This is a genomic window from Pseudogemmatithrix spongiicola (genome assembly GCF_030623445.1).
Lineage (GTDB): Bacteria > Gemmatimonadota > Gemmatimonadetes > Gemmatimonadales > Gemmatimonadaceae > Pseudogemmatithrix > Pseudogemmatithrix spongiicola.
On the sequence record NZ_CP130613.1, the window covers coordinates 1,537,091 to 1,555,315 of the forward strand.

Consider the following 18,225-nt stretch of genomic DNA (forward strand, 5'->3'; position numbering starts at 1 on the left):
CGGAGGGACGATGCCACCACGGGATCCGCGCCGCGCTGACCGCGTCGGCGAAGCGGTGCGTGAGGAAGTCGCGGCGTTCTTGGCGCGGGATGCCAAGGACCCGCGCCTCACGGGGCTCGTCACGGTGACGGCGGTCGAGATGGCCCGCGACCTCCGGCACGCGACCGTGTACGTGAGCGTCATGGGGGACGAGGCCGCCAAGGCCAGCACCGTCGAGGCGCTCGCCGGCATGGCGCCGCATCTCCGCGGTCGCGTCGGCCGCGCGCTGCGCCTGCAGTTCGCGCCCGAACTCACGTTCCGTCTCGACGAGTCGGTGCAGCGCGCCGCACGCATCGAGACCCTGCTTGCCCAGATCAAGCGTGACGAGCCCGCGCCCGACGGCGACGCCTGACGGCCTGCTGCTCGTGGACAAGCCGGCGGGCGTGTCCTCGCACGATGTCGTGAACGCCGCACGGCGTGCCATCGGCGAGCGCCGCATCGGCCACGCCGGGACGCTCGACCCCTTCGCCACCGGCCTGCTCGTGCTACTCGTTGGCCGCGCCACGCGCCTGTTGCCGCATCTGCCCGACGAACCCAAGGTCTACGAGGCGCGCATCGCCTTCGGGGTCGAAACCGACACTGAAGACCTGCTCGGACAGCCCGTGCGCGAGGCCGCGCTGCCCACACGTGCCGCGCTCCTCGCGGTCCTGCCGCGATTCGTCGGGCGCATCGACCAGGTGCCGCCCGCGTATTCAGCCAAGCGCATCGACGGCCAGCGCGCCTACGCGCTGGCCCGCGCCGGCGCCGCGGTCGAGCTCAAGCCCGTGCCCATCACCGTGCACCGCTGGGAGCTCCTCGCCGTGGACGAGGATGCCGAGGGCCGCGTGCGCAGCGTCGACGCGCGCATCACGTGTGGCGGCGGCACCTACGTGCGATCGCTCGCCCGCGACCTCGCCCGTGCGGTCGACAGCGCGGCGCACCTCGCGGCGCTGCGTCGCGTCCGCACCGGGCCCTTCGACGTCGCCGACGCCGTCACGCTCGAGGACCTGCGCGAGCGCCGCGCGGCGCTGCGACCGGCGCTCGCCGCGCTCCCCGGCTTTCCGGTGCAGCGCCTCAGCGACGACGAACTCGCGAAGATCGTCCGCGGCATCGATGTCGCCGCGACGGTGCCCGGTCCCTGGGGCGCCCTGGTGCGTGCGGACGACGACATCCTCGTCGCGCTGGCCGAACGGCGTCACGGCGCGGGCTCCTCAGAGGGCGAGCGCTGGCAGCCGCGGGTGGTGATGCGTGAGGCCTGATCCGGCCTTCGGCTTGCCGCCCGAGGTGCGCGGCACCGTGTGCACCATCGGCACCTTCGATGGCGTGCATCGCGGGCATCAGCTCGTGCTGCAGCGCCTCGCCGAACGGGCGCGCAGCCATGGGCTCCCCGCCGTGCTCGTCACCTTCGAGCCGCACCCGCTCGAGGTGGTGAATCCCGCTGCCGCGCCGCCCTTGCTCACGCTCGGCGACGAGAAGAGCGAAGTGCTCGCCGAGAGCCCGCTCGACTACGTCGTGGTGCTGCCGTTCACGCCGACGCTGGCGCGCTACGAGGCGCCGGACTTCGTGGACCACGTCTTGATCGCGCGCCTCGGCGTGCGCGAGCTGCTCATCGGCTACGATCACGGGTTCGGGCGCGGCCGTTCCGGCGACGCCGACGTCCTGCGCGGCCTCGGCGCGTCGCGAGGCTTTGACGTTTCGGTGGTTGAGGCGGTGCAGGGGAGCGATGGGCGACCCATCTCGAGTACGTCGATCCGCCGGGCGATCGCCGGCGGCGACCTGACGCGCGCGGCGGACGGTCTCGGGCGTGCGTACAGCATCGGCGGCATCGTGCGGCCGGGCGACCGTCGCGGCCGCACGCTCGGGTTCCCGACGCTCAACCTCGGCGCGCCGTCGCCGCGCAAGCTGCTGCCGCCCGAGGGCGTCTACGCGGTGCGCGTGCAGACGCCGCGTGGCACGTTCGGCGGGATGATGAACCTCGGACCGCGTCCGACCTTCGGCGACGCGGCCACGGCGCTCGAAGTGCACTGCTTTGAGTTGACGGGCGAGCTGTATGGCGTGCGCGTCCGCGTGGACCTGCTCGCGCGCCTGCGCGAGACGCAGAAGTTCAGCGGGTCGGACGCCTTGCGCGCGCAGTTGGCGAAGGACGAGGCGGCGGCTCGCACGGTGCTCGCCGCCGCAGGCGAAACGGGGCTGCCCTGACGATGCCGCAAGCCGTTGTTTCTGATTGACTTGCCCTCTCCCGGCGGGTACTCTTCAAGGTTCTGGTTTCCCCCGGGTTTCACTTCCTTACCTGCTCCAGATGAACAGCCTGAAGGCACGCCTGCTCGTGATCGCCGCGATGGTGATCGCGTCGGCCTGGGCGCTCTTCCCGCGGACCGTCGAGGACCGCTTCCAGCGCGATGGCGTCATGGTGGACACCACCTACACGCGCATCCCCCTCAAGTACGGGCTCGACCTGCGCGGCGGTATGCACCTCGCGCTCGAGATCGATGAGTCGCAGCAGCAGGTGGCCGACGTCAACGACGCGCTGGAGCGCGCGCTGCGCGTCATCCGCTCGCGCATCGACGAGTTCGGCGTCGCCGAACCGATCGTGCAGCGCGTCGGCGACCGCCGCATCGAGGTCGAGCTCCCGGGCATCGACGACCGCGAGCGCGCGATCGCCGTCGTCCAGCGCTCGGCCTACCTGCGCTTCCAGATCACCGATCGCACGCAGGCGCTGGAGCGCGTCGCGCCGCGGCTCGACCAGATCGCCAAGGCCCGCGGCCTAGACGTCGCGACGGGCACGTCGACCGGCGACAGCGCGCAGTCGTCCACGCTCGGCGGCATCTTCCAGACGCCGACCGACAGCGCCGCCGGTGACAGCGCCACCGCGCCGAGCGACGGGCCGTTCCGTCGCTACATCGCGCCGGGCAGCCTGCCAGGCCAATACTACGTGGCGCAGGCCGACGTGCGGCGCATCGAGCGCCTGCTCGCCGACAGTGCGATCCGCAACGCGCTGCCGCCGGGCAAGGTCGTCCGCTGGGGCGCCGACTCGGTGAGCATCTCGACGCAGTGGTACCGTCCGCTCTACGTGCTCGACAACCGCGACATCATCACGGGCGAGTACCTCGTCGACGCGAAGCCGGAGCAGGATCCGATGGAAGGCGCCAAGGTGACCTTCCAGCTCAACAACGAAGGCGGCCGCCGCTTCCGCAACGAGACGGGCCGCAACATCGGCAACAACATGGCCATCGTCCTCGACGACAAGGTCATGAGCGCGCCGGTCATCCAGGGCGCCATCGGCACGCGCGGCCAGATCACCATGGGCGGCCGCGACATCCAGCCGGCGCAGGACCTCGCGCTGGTGCTGCGTGCCGGCGCGCTGCCCGTGCCGCTCACGGTCGTCGAGACGCGCACGATCGGCGCCTCGCTCGGCGCCGACGCGATCCAGGCCGGCATCTACTCCGGCATCGCCGCGGTGCTCATCGTCATCGTGATCATGGTCGGCTACTACCGCTTCTCGGGCTTCCTCGCGGTCGTCGGCCTGTTCTTCTACACGATGATCACGCTGGCCATCCTCGCGACCTTCGACGCCACGCTCACGCTGCCCGGCATCGCCGGCTTCGTGCTCTCGATCGGCATGGCCGTGGACGCGAACTTCCTCGTCTTCGAGCGCATCCGAGAGGAGCTCGACGGCGGGAAGTCGATCCGCATGGCCATCGACGAAGGCTTCGACCACGCCTGGAGCGCGATCGTCGACACGCACGTGACGACGGCGCTCACCGCGGCGATCCTCTACCAGTTCGGTGACGGCCCCGTCCGCGGCTTCGCCGTCACGCTGCTCGCCGGTATCATCGCCTCGCTCGCGTCCGCGATCTTCTTCGTGCGCACGCTCTACTACGTCTGGCTCTCGCAGAAGAAGCAGGCGCCCACGACCCTGAGCATCTGATGTTTCGCATCCTCCACAACACCAGCTTCGACTTCGTCCGCCAGTGGCGCCTCGCGCTGATCACGGTCGTGGTCTTCGTCGTGCCGGCCATCGTGCTCATCCCGATCTCCGGCTTCAACTACAGCATCGAGTTCACGGGCGGCACCGAGCTGCGCCTGCTCTTCCCGCAGGCGCCTGACGTCGCCGACGTGCGCGCGTCGATCGCCGACGCCGGCCTCGGCGAGGCGGAGATCACCACCTTCGGGTCGCCGAACGAGATCCGCATCCGCGCCCAGGACAAGGCGCAGGTGGAGCAGCAGGCCAGCGGCGCCACCAACGTGGCCGACCAGATCGAGACGGCGCTGCGCGCCCGCTACGGCGCCGAGGGCTTCACCCGCCTCGGCTCGGAGGCCATCGGCCCGCGCGTCGGTGAGGAGCTGCGCCGCAACGCCATCATCGCCACGCTGATCGCCTTCGGCCTGACGCTGATCTACATCTCGTGGCGCTTCGAGTGGCGTTTCGCGGTGGCGGCCATCCTCGGCACGCTCCACGACACGCTCGCGACGATGGTGTTCATCAAGTACCTGAACATCGAGATCTCGCTGTTCGTCGTCGGTGGCATCCTCACCGTCATCGGCTACTCGATGAACGACACGGTCGTCGTGTTCGACCGCATCCGCGAGAACCTGCGCCTCAACCGCAAGAAGCCGCTGCGCGACACGATCAACGCCTCGGTGAACGAGACCCTGCCGCGTACCATCATGACCGGTACGACGACGCTCGGCGCCCTCATCGCCATGATCTTCCTCGGCGGCGAGGTCATCCGGCCGTTCGCGCTGATCCTCACCTTCGGCATCGTCGTCGGCACCTTCAGCTCCATCTGGGTCGCCGCGCCGCTGGTGCTGTGGATCGAGAGGAAGTATCCGCGCGAGACCGACGCCACGCCGCACTCGCGCGTGCCGGCTACCCGCGCCTGAGCGCCGCCGTGCACGACCAAGGGCCCCGTCCGGCATCCGTGCCTGGCGGGGCCCCGTCCGTTCCGCCGCCGTTCATCGACGCGCACGTCCACCTCGGCAGCGACCAGTTCGCGGACGACCTGCCGGACGTGCTGCAGCGACTCCGCGACGCCGGCGGGGTGGGTGCCGTGTGCATCGGCGAGTCGCTGGAGGCTGCGCAGCGCGCGCGGGCCATCGCGGCACAGCATCCAGGATTCGTCTGGTGGACCGCTGGCGTCCATCCGCACGATGCGGCAGGCTTTGACCCCATCCGCGACGCCGAGGCCCTCAGCGAGGCGCTGAGCGCCGGCGCGGTGGCAGTGGGGGAGTGCGGCCTCGACTACCACTACGACCACTCGCCGCGCGCCCTGCAGCGCCGTGCCTTCGCCGCCCAGCTCGCCCTGGCGGCACAGTACGGCAAGCCGGTGGTGCTGCACACCCGCGAGGCCGAGGACGACAACATCGCCATGCTGCGGGAGGCCGGCAGCGCCGGCATCCGCGGCGTCCTGCATTGCTTCACCGGCTCGCCGGCCCTCGCCGACGCCGGCCTCGAGGCCGGCTGGTACGTCTCCTACGCCGGTGTCATCACGTTCAAGAAGTGGGACGGCGACGCGCTGCTGCGCCGTATCCCGCGCGATCGCCTCGTCATCGAGAGCGACAGCCCCTACCTCGCGCCCGTGCCGTATCGCGGCAAGCGCAACGAGCCGGCCTGGTGTGCGTACACGTTGCAGCGGCTCGCCGATGCCCGCGCGGAGCCTGTCAGTGAACTCGCCACGCAACTCGTGGCGAACACCCGACGCCTCTTCGCGCTCGCCTAAGTAGCTTTCGCGGTTCCAACCCCCCAACTGAGGTGTACGACCCCCGATGAGCGTCCCCTCCGACATCGAGATCGCCCAGGCAGCCAAGCTCCGGCCCATCACCGACGTGGCCAAGGAGATCGGCCTCGGGCCCGACGACCTCGACCTCTACGGCAAGTACAAGGCCAAGGTCTCCCTCGAGCTCGCCGAGCGCCCCGCCAAGGGCAAGCTCGTGCTCGTCACCGCGATCAACCCGACCGCGGCCGGCGAGGGCAAGACGACCACCTCAGTGGGCCTCGCCCAAGCCTTCCGCAAGCTCGGCAAGAACGCCGTGCTCTGCATCCGCGAGCCCTCGTTGGGCCCGGTGTTCGGCGTGAAGGGCGGCGCCGCCGGCGGCGGCTACTCGCAGGTGCTGCCGATGGACGACATCAACCTGCACTTCACGGGAGACTTCCACGCCATCAGCTCCGCCCACGCGCTGCTGGCGGCGATGCTCGACAATCACCTGCAGCAGGGCAACGCGCTCAACATCGATCCGCGCCGCATCACCTGGCCGCGCACGATCGACATGAACGACCGCGCGCTCCGCAAGGTCGTCATCGGCCTCGGCGGCCCCGCCGAAGGCGTGGTGCGCGAGGAGCGCTTCGTCATCATCCCCGCCTCCGAAGTGATGGCGATCCTCGCCTTGGCGACCAGCTTCGACGATCTCGAACAGCGCCTCGGCAACATCATCGTCGGCTCCACGTATGGTGCCGACCGCAAGCCGATCTACGCCCGCGACCTCAACGCGCAGGGCGCGATGGCGATGCTCCTCAAGGACGCGATCCGCCCGAACCTCGTGCAGACGCTCGAGGGCGGCCCGGCGTTCGTGCACGCCGGCCCCTTCGGCAACATCGCGCACGGCTGCAACTCCATCCTCGCCACGCGCGCCGGCCTCGCCGTCGGCGACATCGTCGTCACGGAAGCCGGCTTCGGCTCCGACCTCGGCGCCGAGAAGTTCTTCGACATCAAGTGCCGCTTCGGCGGGCTCAAGCCCGATGCCGCGGTGCTCGTCGCGACGATCCGCGCGCTCAAGATGAACGGCGGCGCCAAGAAGACCGAGCTCGCCAAGGAAGACCTCGACGCGCTCAAGAAGGGCGTCGTGAACCTCGAGCACCACATCGCGAACGTGCGGCAGTTCGGCATGGAGTTGGTGGTCGCGCTCAATCGCTTCCACACCGACACCGACGCGGAGATCGCGATGGTCACCGAGGCCGCGAAGAAGGCCGGCGCCCGCATGGCCCTCAGCGAAGTCTTCGCGAAGGGCGGGGAAGGCGGCATCGCCGTCGCGAACGAGGTGCTCGACATCCTCGCCAAGGGCGGCAGCAAGTTCGCGCCCATCTACGACGCCAAGCTGCCGATCAAGCAGAAGATCGACACCATCGTGAAGAAGGTGTATGGCGGCGACGGCGCCGAGTACTCGGCGAAGGCTGAGCGTGCCATCGCATACCTCGAGAGCATCGGCCTCGGCGAGACGCCGGTCTGCATGGCCAAGACGCAGTACTCGCTGTCCGACGACGCCACCAAGCTCGGGCGCCCGACGGGCTTCAAGGTGACCGTGAACGACGTGTATCCCGTTGCAGGCGCCGGCTTCATCGTGGCGCAGTGCGGCGAGATCATGACCATGCCTGGCCTTCCCAAGGTGCCTGCCGCCGAGAAGATGCGCGTGCTCAAGGACGGCTCCATCACCGGACTCTTCTAAACCGATGACGCCTTCCATCAAGCTGGTGTCCACGACCGAGGCCCCGGCCGCGATCGGTCCGTACTCGCAGGCCACGATCGCCGGCGGCTTCCTCTTCACCGCCGGACAGATTCCCCTCGACCCCACGTCGGGGGACATCGTGGCGGGCGACGTCGTCGCGCAGGCGACGCAGGTGCTGGCCAACCTCGCGGCCGTCCTCAAGGCCGCAGGCTGCGGCTGGGGCGACGTCGTGAAGACCACCGTGTTCCTCACCGACATGGCGGATTTCCCGCGCGTCAACGAGGTCTACGCGGCGACGCTCGGCGCCGCGCGCCCCGCGCGCTCGACGGTGCAGGTGAGCGCGCTCCCGCGCGGCGTGAACGTCGAGATCGAACTCGTCGCCAAGCTGCCGGGCTGATCCATGCGTGGGAGGCTCGTCGCCGGTCTGTGGATGCTCGTCGCCGGGCCGCTCGCGGCGCAGGAGACGGGCCGGACGCGCGTCGGCGTCGAGCGTCCCGCGCCGGTGCGTGTCGACACGGTGTCGGCACGTGACGTGCCACGAGCGCCGATCACGCCCGGCCGCGCGTTCTTCTCCTCGTTGGTGATGCCGGGGTCCGGGCAGGCGGCGCTCGACCGCCCGTATGCCGGCGGCGTGTTCCTGCTCGTGGAAGCGCTGAGTCTCACGATGCTGCACCGCGCCGGCGAGGACCTGCACCTCGCCCGGCGCTTCGCGCGGGATTCGATGCCGCGCACCTACCAGGTCGACCCCGTCACCGGGATGGTCCGGCGCGATTCGCTCGGCGTGGCGCTGGTCGAGACGTGGCAGACCTCGCGCTACGGGGCGGGCGTGGTGCGCAGTCGTCGCCTGCAGGTGGAAGACTGGCTGGCCGTGCTGTTCTTCAACCACCTGTTCTCGGGTGCCGACGCGTACGTCGCGGCCCAGCTCTGGGACCTGCCCGAGATGATCGGCTTGCAGCAGACACCGTTCGGCCCCGCCATCGCGGCGACCCTGCGCTTCGGCCGGGCGCGCCGTCGCTGACCGCGCTGCCGGAGCGCCGCTACGCCCGCGAGAGGGACTGCTCGTGCACGAGCGCGTGACCGTCCCAGCGCGCGAGCGCAACCTCGTCTGGCGTGATGCGCAGGAGGCGGGGTGCATCGAGCCAGGCACCCGGGTTCGCGAAGACGCCGCGGCCGATGCGTTCCAGCGTGGGCACGTGCGAGTGCCCGAACACCAGCAGCTGCGGCGCGTCTGCGCCGTGCAGGCGCTCGTGCGCCACCTTGCGCAGCCCCTCGCCGCCGTCGCGCGGCCGCATGTTGCGGCTCGTGTGCGAGCTGCGGAGTGCCACGCGCGTGGCGAAGTCGGGGTGCAGCCAGCGGTACGCGCGGATGGCCCAGGGGTGCCGCAGGACGCTGCGCAGGCGGCGGTACGGCGCGTCCTCCTTCTCACGCAGGCCGTCGCCGTGCTCGATCACGGTCGACCAGCCGCCGAGCTCGCCGCGCCACGGGCCCTCGTGGTAGGTGACGCCGATGTCGCGGCGCAGGATGTCGCCACCCCAGCAATCGTGATTGCCGGCGATCCACACGACCGGGAGTCCACCATCCACCAGTCGCGCGAGCTCGCCCAGCACCCGCAGGCCGCTGCGCGGCATGACGTGCTGCCACTCGAACCAAAAGTCGTAGAGGTCCCCGTTGATGACCAGCGCACCCGCCTCACCGGGCATCGCCCGCAGGAGGCTGACGAGCGCGCGCTCCGCGTCCTCCGGCGCGACGCCGAGGTGCGCATCCGAGAGCAGGTAGACGGGGCCGGGAAGCATCGCAGAATGCTAGTCCGCGCCGGCGCCCTTTACAAAGGGCCGCGTGTCCCGGTAGACTCGCCGCGATGGAGAGTCGCTCCGAGATCCGGGTCCGCTACGCCGAAACCGACCAGATGGGTGTGGCCTACCACGCCAACTACCTCATCTGGTGCGAGGTGGGCCGTACCGACCTCATCCGGCAGCTCGGCATGAGCTATGCCGACATGGAGCGCCGCGGTGTCATGCTCGCCGTGGCCGACGCGCACCTGCGCTACCACGCCAGCGCCCGCTACGATGACCTCGTCCGGATCGTCACCCGCCTCACGGGAGTACGCTCCCGCATGGTGACCTTCGCCTATGACCTCCGGCGCGTCGACGCGTCCGGCGCCGACGGCGAACGGCTGGCCAGCGCCACGACCACCCTCGTCTCGCTCGACCGTGATGGGCGCCCCGTCGCGTTGCCGGCGGACATCCGCGCCATGCTCGAGGCGGCTGTCTCGGCGGAACCCGCATGAAGCGCGTCCTGCTCCTCGTCGCACTGCTCATCGCAACGGGCTGCTACAGCTTTGCCGGTGGCGGCCTGCCCGCGCACGTGCGCACGGTGGCCGTGCTCCCCTTCGACAACGAGTCGGGCAGCCCCGAACTTCCCCGCGAGCTGCAGGACGCATTGCGCGACGGGATGCAGAGCCGCCTCGGACTCCGCGACGCCAGCGAGGAGCGCGCCAGCGCCATCGTCCGCGGGCGCATCACGCGCTACGAGTTCGACATCCCCGTCGCGTTCAGCGCCGACCCCACCCAGGCCACCTCGGCCCGGCGTCGGCTCCGTGTCCAAGTGAACATCGAAATCGTCGATCAGGTGACCGGCCGCGTGCTCTGGTCCCGGAGCGGCATGACCGCCGAGGGCGAGTACGCCGAGCGCAACGAAGTGGCCGGTCGCCGTCAGGCCATCGACCGCATCGTGAACGACGTCATCGAGGGAGCGCAATCGCAATGGTGAACCGTATGCAGGCTCGGCGCGGGGCGAGCACGCTGGGATGCCTCTTCTCGATCTTCCTCGTGATCGCCATCGCGTACTTCGGCATCAACGCCGGGCGCCCGTTCTGGCACAACTACAAGTTCCAGGACCGCATGACGCAGGAAGCGCGCTTCGCCGCGAACCGCAGCAACGAGACGATCAAGGCGCGCCTGCGGACCTATGCCGACTCCCTGGGGCTGCCGGAGACCGCGCAGAAGGTCCACGTCCGTCGGCGCGCGGGCACGATCGAGATCTGGGCCGACTACTACGTCAACATCGAGTTCCCGCTCTTCGTGCGCGAGCAGCATTTCCAGCCGCGCGCCGTGGGGACGTATTGAGCGCGCCGGCGACCGCCGCGTCGAAGGTCCGCAGCCGCGACGAGGCCCGACGGTGGCGTGAGGCCTGCGCCGGCCCCGTGGCCTTCACCAACGGCGTCTTCGACCTCCTGCATCCCGGACACGTGGATGTCCTCGAAGGCGCGCGCCGCGAGGGCGCGCAGCTCATCGTCGGGGTGAACAGCGACGCCTCGGTGCGCCGGCTCAACAAGGGCCCCGAGCGCCCCATTCGCAGCGAGCGGGAGCGCGCCTACGTCCTGGCGGCGCTGGCCTGCGTCGATTGCGTCGTGGTGTTCGACGAAGACACCCCCGCGGAACTCGTCGCGGCGCTGCAACCCGACGTCATCGTCAAGGGCGGGGATTACCGCCCCGAAGACGTCGCCGGCGGCGAGACGGTGCGCGCCCGCGGCGGCCGCGTCGTCATCATCCCGCTCACGCCCGGTCACTCCACCACTGCCACCGTGCAGAAGCTCAAATCCCATGGCTGATCTCCGTCCCGGTGGGCGCGCGCTGGATGCGCTGCGCCCCATCACGCTCGAGCGCAACACGGCGCCCTACGCGGAAGGCTCCTGTCTCGTGAGCTTCGGCAATACGCGCGTGCTGTGCGCCGTGTCCGTCGAGGACGGCGTGCCCGGCTGGAAGAAGGGCAAGGGCGAAGGCTGGCTCACGGCGGAGTACGCCATGCTGCCGCGCGCCACGCACACGCGCTCGCCGCGCGAGCGCGGGCAGGTCGGCGGACGCACGCAGGAAATCCAGCGGCTCATCGGCCGCAGCGTGCGGGCCATGCTCGACGATTTCGCCTGGGGCGAGTTCACGCTCAAGGTCGACTGCGATGTGCTGCAGGCCGACGGCGGCACGCGCACGGCGGCCATCACCGGCGCCTCGGTGGCCGTGGTCGATGCCTTCGCCTGGATGGTGCAGACGGGGCGCATCAAGGCTTCGCCCGTGAAGCGCCGCGTCGCGGCCGTGAGCGTCGGCGTGGTGGACGGCCACGCGCGCCTCGACCTCGAGTACAGCGAGGACGTGCGCGCCGAGGTGGACGCCAACGTCGTGATGGCGAGCGCCGATCGCTTCGTGGAAGTGCAGGGCACGGGCGAGAACGGCACGTTCGCACGCGCCGAGCTCGACGCGTTGCTGGATCTCGCGCACGCGGGCATCCGCGCGCTCGACGCCGCGCAGGCGCGCGTCCTCGGCGCGTGAGCGACGGCGGGCCGGCGCCGACGCCGCCGCTGGTGCTCGCGACGCGGAGCGCGGGCAAGATCCGCGAGTTGCGGGCATTGTGTGCGGAGCGCGGCATCGCCGTCGTGACGCTCGAGGAGCTCGGCATCGCCGAGTCACCGGCGGAGGATGCGCTCGAGGTGTTCGAGACCTTCGAGGCGAATGCGCGCGCGAAGGCGCGGTATTTCGCGGCGATGCTCCCCGGGCGATGGGTACTGGCCGAGGACTCGGGGCTCGTCGTCGATGCGCTCGGTGGCGCGCCTGGCGTGCGCAGCAAGCGCTGGACGGGCAGTACGGCAACAGGTGCGGCACTGGATGCCGAGAACAATGCGGCGCTGCAGCGCGCGCTCGCGGGCGTGGAGGATCGGCGTGCGCGCTACGAGTGCGTGGCCGTGCTCGTGCACGGTGATGCAGAGTGGGTGCACGCGGGGCGCGTCGAGGGCAGGATCACGCAGGCTCCGCGCGGCGTGAATGGGTTCGGCTACGATCCGTACTTCGAGAGCGTCGAGTTGGGCTGCACGTTCGCGGAGGCGTCGCCGGCGGCGAAGGCGGAGGTGAGCCATCGTGCGCGGGCGGTGCGCGGGCTCCTCGAGCACAGCGTGCGGAGTTGACCTTGCTTGGAAGCTCGATTATCGTTGGTGTCTGTCTTGCGGGGCGTAGCGTAGCCCGGTATCGCGCCTGCTTTGGGAGCAGGAGGTCGCCGGTTCGAATCCGGCCGCCCCGATGGAGTGCGCGAGGGTAGGGACTCGCGGAGAGATCGTTCCGACAATGCCGGTGAAGCGCCAGTAGCTCAGGTGGATAGAGCAACAGCCTTCTAAGCTGTGGGTCGGGGGTTCGATTCCCTCCTGGCGCGCTTCGCAAGACGGGAAGCAGGACGAGCAGGGCAACCCTGCGCCGTTAGCTCAATTGGCAGAGCAAGTGACTCTTAATCACTAGGTTGTAGGTTCGATTCCTACACGGCGCATGACGGGAATGTTGGTCGGGCCTCGGGGCCGGAAACCGGGGCCTTTCGCATCGGTGGTGGAGATGCGAGTTGAAGTGGAATGCGGGGCTTGCGGGAGCAAGGAAACGCGTTTATCTTCAACGTCCTTTTCGCGATTCGTCGCGGATTGGTGAGCAGTCAGTCACGGGGCGGCAACGCCGATGTGAGTCGAGGCAAAAAAGTTTTGCGAAGGCCTTGACGAACGGATTGTGACTGAGTATGCTTAGAGGCTGCCCCGGAAACGGGGCGAGCAACCGAAAGCTGATTGAAAACTGAGACGAGAGAAATCGCAAAGTGTGCGAGGCGAACTCGATGACGTGAGAGCGATCAGGCGCTCACCGAGAGTTCATGACCTGAAAACTTTTGTGATTCCGAAATAACGCTGTCATGCGACAGCGTGACAGCGATTCGGAAGAGCCTATTGGATTCTCTATTGGAGAGTTTGATCCTGGCTCAGGACGAACGCTGGCGGCGTGCTTAACACATGCAAGTCACGGGGGCCCGCAAGGGCAACCGGCGAACGGGTGCGTAACACGTGAGCAAGTTACCGATTTCTGGGGGATAGCCGGCCCAACGGCCGGGTAATACCGCATACGTTCACTGGACGGCATCGTCTGGTGAGGAAACCTCCGGGGGAAATCGAGACGCTCGCGGCCTATCAGCTAGTTGGCGGGGTAACGGCCCACCAAGGCGATGACGGGTAGCTGGTCTGAGAGGATGGCCAGCCACATTGGGACTGCGACACGGCCCAGACTCCTACGGGAGGCAGCAGTGGGGAATATTGCGCAATGGACGAAAGTCTGACGCAGCGACGCCGCGTGTGGGATGAAGCTCTTCGGGGTGTAAACCACTGTTGCCCGGGACGAAACCCTCCTTTCGAGGAGATTGACGGTACCGGGTGAGGAAGCACCGGCTAACTCTGTGCCAGCAGCCGCGGTAATACAGAGGGTGCGAGCGTTGTCCGGAATCACTGGGCGTAAAGGGCGCGTAGGTGGCTTGGTAAGCGTGTGGTGAAAGTCCGGGGCTCAACCCCGGATCTGCCGTGCGAACTGCTGAGCTTGAGCATTGTAGAGGCAGGTGGAATTCCGGGTGTAGCGGTGGAATGCGTAGAGATCCGGAAGAACACCAGTGGCGAAGGCGGCCTGCTGGGCAATAGCTGACACTGAGGCGCGACAGCGTGGGGAGCAAACAGGATTAGATACCCTGGTAGTCCACGCCGTAAACGATGGGTACTAGGTGTCTGGGGGAGCGACCCCCTGGGTGCCGGCGCTAACGCATGAAGTACCCCGCCTGGGGAGTACGGCCGCAAGGCTGAAACTCAAAGGAATTGACGGGGGCCCGCACAAGCGGTGGAGCATGTGGTTTAATTCGACGCAACGCGAAGAACCTTACCTAGGCTTGACATGCTGGAGAAAGCTTGCGGAAACGTGAGCCCCTCTTCGGAGTTCCAGCACAGATGCTGCATGGCTGTCGTCAGCTCGTGTCGTGAGATGTTGGGTTAAGTCCCGCAACGAGCGCAACCCTCACCCTTAGTTACCAGCGGGTAAAGCCGGGGACTCTAGGGGGACTGCCGGTGCCAAACCGGAGGAAGGTGGGGATGACGTCAAGTCATCATGGCTCTTACGTCTAGGGCTACACACGTGCTACAATGGGCCGGACAGAGGGTCGCCAACTCGCGAGAGTGCGCCAATCCCCAAACCGGTCCTCAGTTCGGATTGTAGTCTGCAACTCGACTACATGAAGCTGGAATCGCTAGTAATCGTAGATCAGCTACGCTACGGTGAATACGTTCCCGGGCCTTGTACACACCGCCCGTCACGCCATGGAAGTTGTGAGCGCCCGAAGTCGGTGTCGGAACCCGCAAGGGACCAAGCCGCCTAAGGCGAGCGCAATGACTGGGGCGAAGTCGTAACAAGGTAGCCGTAGGGGAACCTGCGGCTGGATCACCTCCTTAACGGAGCAGCGAGTAGGCTTGGTCGTGGCAACACGGCGTAAGTACGAAAGCGCTACCGGATAGTCGCACGTCTCGTACGCTGCGCGATCTCTCTCGATCTCATTTCATAGCAGTCTGGCAGCCGCCACGGGCAACCTGGGGGCTGCGTAGGACCTCGCTGTTTGACAACGGAAGATGGTAGTGTTCGTGGGATAACGAATCACACTAGTGACATATTTCGACGTATGGCTCGCAAGAGCCACACCGATATCTGTACACTCGTTGTAGATCGCGCGTGCTCTGCTAGAACACATTTATGTGGTCAAGCGAGCGAATGCATGTCGAGGATGCCTTGGCACACGAAGGCGATGAAGGACGCGGTAAGCTGCGATAAGCTTGGGGGAGCGGCACACACGCTTTGATCCCAAGATCTCCGAATGGGGCAACCCAGCCGTCAGGAATGGCGGTTACGGCGAAAGCCGAGCGAACCCAGGGAACTGAAACATCTAAGTACCTGGTGGAAAGAGAAATCAACCGAGATGCCCTCAGTAGCGGCGAGCGAACGGGGTAGAGGCCAAACCGAGGTCCTTGTGACTTCGGGGTTGTAGGACCCACACACGCGTACGGCGACGTCAGTTGAAGTCCCTTGGAACGGGGCGCCAAAGACGGTGACAGCCCGGTAAGCGAAGACTATGAACCGTGCGTAGTGGAGTTCCTGAGTAACGCCCGACCCGAGTAATCGGGCGTGAAACCGGGGGGACCACCCTCCAAGCCTAAAGACTCTCGTGTGACCGATAGTGAACGAGTACCGTGAGGGAAAGGTGAAAAGCACCCCAGTGCGGGGAGTGAAAGAGATCCTGAAACGACATGCATACAAGCGGTAGGAGGTTGGGCAGGGCTTCGGCTCTGTCACGACTGACTGCGTGCCTTTTGCATTATGATCCGGCGAGTTACTCCTCAGGAGCGAGGCTAAGCGGTTCAGCCGCGGAGCCACAGCGAAAGCGAGTCCTGTAACGAGGGCGCGAAGTTCCTGGGGGTACGACCCGAAGCCAGGGCGATCTACCCATGAGCAGGGTGAAGCTGCGGTAACACGCAGTGGAGGCCCGAACCGGTATGGGTTGAAAACCGTTCGGATGACTTGTGGGTAGGGGTGAAAGGCCAATCAAGCCTGGAGATAGCTGGTTCTCTCCGAAATCTATTGAGGTAGAGCCTCGAGGCGTGTGTTGCGGGGGTAGAGCGACTGGATGGGCGCGGGCTGGCGTAGCCGGTACCAACCCCAACCAAACTCCGAATACCGTCAACATGGACCTCGGGAGGCAGTCGCTGAGCGATAATGTCCAGCGGCGAGAGGGAAAGAACCCAGAGCCACAGCTAAGGCCCCAAAGTGGCCGCTGAGTATAGCGAAGGATGTGTCCCTACACTGACAACTGGGAGGTTGGCTTAGAAGCAGCCACTCCTTTAAAGAGTGCGTAATAGCTCACCAGTCCAGTGGGGATGCGCCGAGAATGGTCGGGATTAAGCGGCCCGCCGAAGCTTGGCCTTCATACGTATGTATGAGGGGTAGGAGAGCGTTCTGTACGCCTTGAAGCGGCCGTGGAAACGTGCCGTGGAGTGTACAGAAGTGAGGATGCCGGATTGAGTACGCGCAAATGCGGGTGAGAACCCCGCACACCGTAAGCCCAAGGATTCCTGCGCCATGGCAATCAGCGCAGGGTGAGGCGGACCCTAAGGCGAGGCCCCAGAGGCGTAGCCGATGGATAGCCGGTTAAAATTCCGGCCCCGTCTGTAGCGTGTTAACAACCCCAGAGGGACCCAGTAACGAAGCGTCAGCGGTCATGTGGATCGACCGTCTAAGGGTGTAGGGAAACCGAGACCTGAATGCGAGTGCGCGGGGCAACCCAAGCGCAAGTGATGTAGAGTCGACTGGCAAGAAAAGCTCTGGTGGGGAATGCTGCAGATGACCGTACCGCAAACCGACACAGGTGGGCAAGGCGAGTAGCCTAAGGTGAACGAGTGAAACCGGGTCAAGGAACTCGGCATAATGATCCCGTAACTTCGGAAGAAGGGATGCCGAAGCGTGTAGCCATCCTCGCGATGGTCGCACTCTTTGGTCGCAGATAATCGGCCCAAGCGACTGTTTAGCAAAAACACAGGTGAGTGCCAAGCCGCACAAGGCGCCGTATACTCACTGACGCCTGCCCGGTGCCGGAAGGTTAAGGGGAGATGTTAGCCGCAAGGCGAAGCATTGAGCCGAAGCCCCGGTAAACGGCGGCCGTAACTATAACGGTCCTAAGGTAGCGAAATTCCTTGTCGGGTAAGTTCCGACCTGCACGAATGGCGTAACGACTTGGGCACTGTCTCGACCCGGTGCTCGGCGAAATAGCAGTCTCGGTGAGGATTCCGAGTCCCCGCAGCAGGACAAAAAGACCCCATGCACCTTTACTGCAGCTTGTCATTGGACGTCGCATTAGACTGTGTAGCATAGCTGGGAGCCATTGAGGCCCGGGCGCTAGCTCGGGCGGAGGCAACAGTGAAATACCAGCCTGGCTCATGTAACGTCCTCACCACGCTCTAGCAAACCTAGGCTGGGACCGTGGCAGGTGGGCAGTTTGACTGGGGCGGTCGCCTCCGAAAGAGTAACGGAGGCGCGCGCATGGTTCCCTCAGCGCGGACGATATTCGCGCTTTAGAGTGTAACGGCACAAGGGAGCCTGACGGCGAGACCGACGGGTCGAGCCGCCACGAAAGTGGGCCGTAGTGATCCGGTAGCCCGGTGTGGATCGGCTATCGCGCAACGGATAAAAGGTACGCTGGGGATAACAGGCTTATCGCGCCCGAGAGTTCACATCGACGGCGCGGTTTGGCACCTCGATGTCGGCTTATCACATCCTGGGGCTGGAGAAGGTCCCAAGGGTCCGGCTGTTCGCCGGTTAAAGTGGTACATGAGCTGGGTTCAGAACGTCGTGAGACAGTTCGGTCTGTATCCGCTGTGGGCGTTGGAGAGTTGAGGGGCGCGGACTCTAGTACGAGAGGACCGAGTCGGACGATCCGCTCGTGTCCCGGCTGTCACGCCAGTGGCACCGCCGGGTAGCGATGATCGGCACAGATAACCGCTGAAAGCATCTAAGTGGGAAGCTGTCCCCAAGATGAACTCTCCCTGGGACCTTGAGTCCCCTGAAGGGCCGTGGGAGACCACCACGTCGATAGGTGGGGTGTGGAACGTCAGCAATGACCTCCGAGCAAACCCATCCTAATCGCCCGTGCGGCTTGACTACTCCCCAGTTTTTCGAAACTGGGCAGGAATACAACCGCAGAGCTTCGCACGATCAACAATCGTAGCGATTCGCCAATACACGAACACTACCATCTCCTCCGTTGTCTCCACTTCGCTGGCGACTAGAGCGTAGGGGCCACACTCGTTCCCATCCCGAACACGATCGTTAAGCCCTACAGCGCCGATGGTACTCCGACCGAGAGGTCGCGGGAGAGTAGGCCGTCGCCGGCACCTCATTG

16 protein-coding genes, 3 tRNA genes and 3 rRNA genes are annotated in these 18,225 nt (G+C 66.6%); 21 read left to right on the top strand and 1 reads right to left on the bottom strand.

The features are described from left to right. The first annotated feature begins 10 nt into the window (after positions 1-10). From rbfA to Strain318_RS07005, 9 genes are all read left to right on the top strand, one after another. Positions 11-391 carry a 30S ribosome-binding factor RbfA gene (gene rbfA, locus Strain318_RS06965; protein WP_367887787.1) on the top strand — a complete coding sequence of 127 codons (381 nt, stop codon included), beginning with the start codon at positions 11-13 and terminating at the stop codon, positions 389-391. Continuing rightward, positions 360-1,277: a tRNA pseudouridine(55) synthase TruB gene (truB, locus tag Strain318_RS06970; protein ID WP_367887788.1), complete on the top strand. Its 918-nt coding sequence runs from the start codon at positions 360-362 to the stop codon at positions 1,275-1,277. Before rbfA ends, truB begins: the two co-directional genes overlap by 32 nt. Continuing rightward, complete coding sequence (locus tag Strain318_RS06975) at positions 1,267-2,217, top strand: bifunctional riboflavin kinase/FAD synthetase (protein ID WP_367887789.1); 951 nt, start codon at positions 1,267-1,269, stop codon at positions 2,215-2,217. Before truB ends, Strain318_RS06975 begins: the two co-directional genes overlap by 11 nt. A 100-nt stretch (positions 2,218-2,317) precedes the next feature. Continuing rightward, a complete protein-coding gene (gene secD / locus Strain318_RS06980) occupies positions 2,318-3,946 on the top strand; it encodes a protein translocase subunit SecD (RefSeq protein ID WP_367887790.1) in 1,629 nt (542 codons plus the stop codon). Then, positions 3,946-4,902 carry a protein translocase subunit SecF gene (secF, locus tag Strain318_RS06985; protein WP_367887791.1) on the top strand — a complete coding sequence of 319 codons (957 nt, stop codon included), beginning with the start codon at positions 3,946-3,948 and terminating at the stop codon, positions 4,900-4,902. Before secD ends, secF begins: the two co-directional genes overlap by 1 nt. A 38-nt stretch (positions 4,903-4,940) precedes the next feature. After that, entirely contained in the window at positions 4,941-5,738 is a 798-nt protein-coding gene (locus Strain318_RS06990) for a TatD family hydrolase (protein ID WP_367887792.1), read from the top strand. Between the two features lie 46 nt (positions 5,739-5,784). Next, entirely contained in the window at positions 5,785-7,458 is a 1,674-nt protein-coding gene (locus Strain318_RS06995) for a formate--tetrahydrofolate ligase (RefSeq protein ID WP_367887793.1), read from the top strand. Between the two features lie 4 nt (positions 7,459-7,462). Then, positions 7,463-7,855 (top strand): RidA family protein, encoded by a 393-nt coding sequence (locus Strain318_RS07000; protein ID WP_367887794.1) that lies wholly within the window; start codon positions 7,463-7,465, stop codon positions 7,853-7,855. 3 nt (positions 7,856-7,858) lie between these two features. Further along, positions 7,859-8,476 (top strand): hypothetical protein, encoded by a 618-nt coding sequence (locus Strain318_RS07005; protein ID WP_367887795.1) that lies wholly within the window; start codon positions 7,859-7,861, stop codon positions 8,474-8,476. A gap of 19 nt (positions 8,477-8,495) precedes the next feature. Here Strain318_RS07005 and Strain318_RS07010 read toward each other — a convergent pair whose 3' ends face one another. Then, a complete protein-coding gene (locus tag Strain318_RS07010; protein WP_367887796.1) occupies positions 8,496-9,251 on the bottom strand; it encodes a UDP-2,3-diacylglucosamine diphosphatase in 756 nt (251 codons plus the stop codon). A gap of 65 nt (positions 9,252-9,316) precedes the next feature. On the opposite strand from Strain318_RS07010, the gene Strain318_RS07015 reads away from it, so the two are divergent. The 12 genes from Strain318_RS07015 (at position 9,317) to rrf (ending at position 18,217) form a co-directional block, all read left to right on the top strand. Then, positions 9,317-9,745 carry an acyl-CoA thioesterase gene (locus Strain318_RS07015; protein WP_367887797.1) on the top strand — a complete coding sequence of 143 codons (429 nt, stop codon included), beginning with the start codon at positions 9,317-9,319 and terminating at the stop codon, positions 9,743-9,745. Further along, a complete protein-coding gene (gene lptE, locus Strain318_RS07020; protein WP_367887798.1) occupies positions 9,742-10,227 on the top strand; it encodes an LPS assembly lipoprotein LptE in 486 nt (161 codons plus the stop codon). The genes Strain318_RS07015 and lptE overlap by 4 nt, the downstream gene beginning before the upstream one ends. Positions 10,228-10,232: 5 nt before the next feature. Further along, positions 10,233-10,583 carry a hypothetical protein gene (locus Strain318_RS07025; RefSeq protein WP_367887799.1) on the top strand — a complete coding sequence of 117 codons (351 nt, stop codon included), beginning with the start codon at positions 10,233-10,235 and terminating at the stop codon, positions 10,581-10,583. Continuing rightward, complete coding sequence (gene rfaE2, locus Strain318_RS07030; RefSeq protein WP_367887800.1) at positions 10,580-11,068, top strand: D-glycero-beta-D-manno-heptose 1-phosphate adenylyltransferase; 489 nt, start codon at positions 10,580-10,582, stop codon at positions 11,066-11,068. Before Strain318_RS07025 ends, rfaE2 begins: the two co-directional genes overlap by 4 nt. Beyond that, positions 11,061-11,780, top strand: a complete 720-nt coding sequence (gene rph / locus Strain318_RS07035) for a ribonuclease PH (protein WP_367887801.1) — start codon at positions 11,061-11,063, stop codon at positions 11,778-11,780. The genes rfaE2 and rph overlap by 8 nt, the downstream gene beginning before the upstream one ends. Continuing rightward, positions 11,777-12,409, top strand: coding sequence for a non-canonical purine NTP pyrophosphatase (locus tag Strain318_RS07040; protein WP_367887802.1), 633 nt, complete (start codon positions 11,777-11,779; stop codon positions 12,407-12,409). The genes rph and Strain318_RS07040 overlap by 4 nt, the downstream gene beginning before the upstream one ends. A 39-nt stretch (positions 12,410-12,448) precedes the next feature. Beyond that, positions 12,449-12,522 (top strand) — tRNA-Pro (locus Strain318_RS07045). Between the two features lie 55 nt (positions 12,523-12,577). Further along, a tRNA-Arg gene (locus Strain318_RS07050) sits at positions 12,578-12,651 on the top strand. 38 nt (positions 12,652-12,689) lie between these two features. Beyond that, positions 12,690-12,762, top strand: a tRNA-Lys gene (locus Strain318_RS07055). Positions 12,763-13,210: 448 nt separating this feature from the next. Then, positions 13,211-14,734 (top strand): 16S ribosomal RNA (locus Strain318_RS07060). A 299-nt stretch (positions 14,735-15,033) separates the two neighbouring features. After that, positions 15,034-17,987 (top strand): 23S ribosomal RNA (locus Strain318_RS07065). 113 nt (positions 17,988-18,100) lie between these two features. Continuing rightward, positions 18,101-18,217, top strand: a 5S ribosomal RNA gene (rrf, locus tag Strain318_RS07070). Together the 16S, 23S and 5S rRNA genes with 3 tRNA genes alongside form the textbook arrangement of a ribosomal RNA operon. The last annotated feature ends 8 nt before the right edge of the window (positions 18,218-18,225 follow it).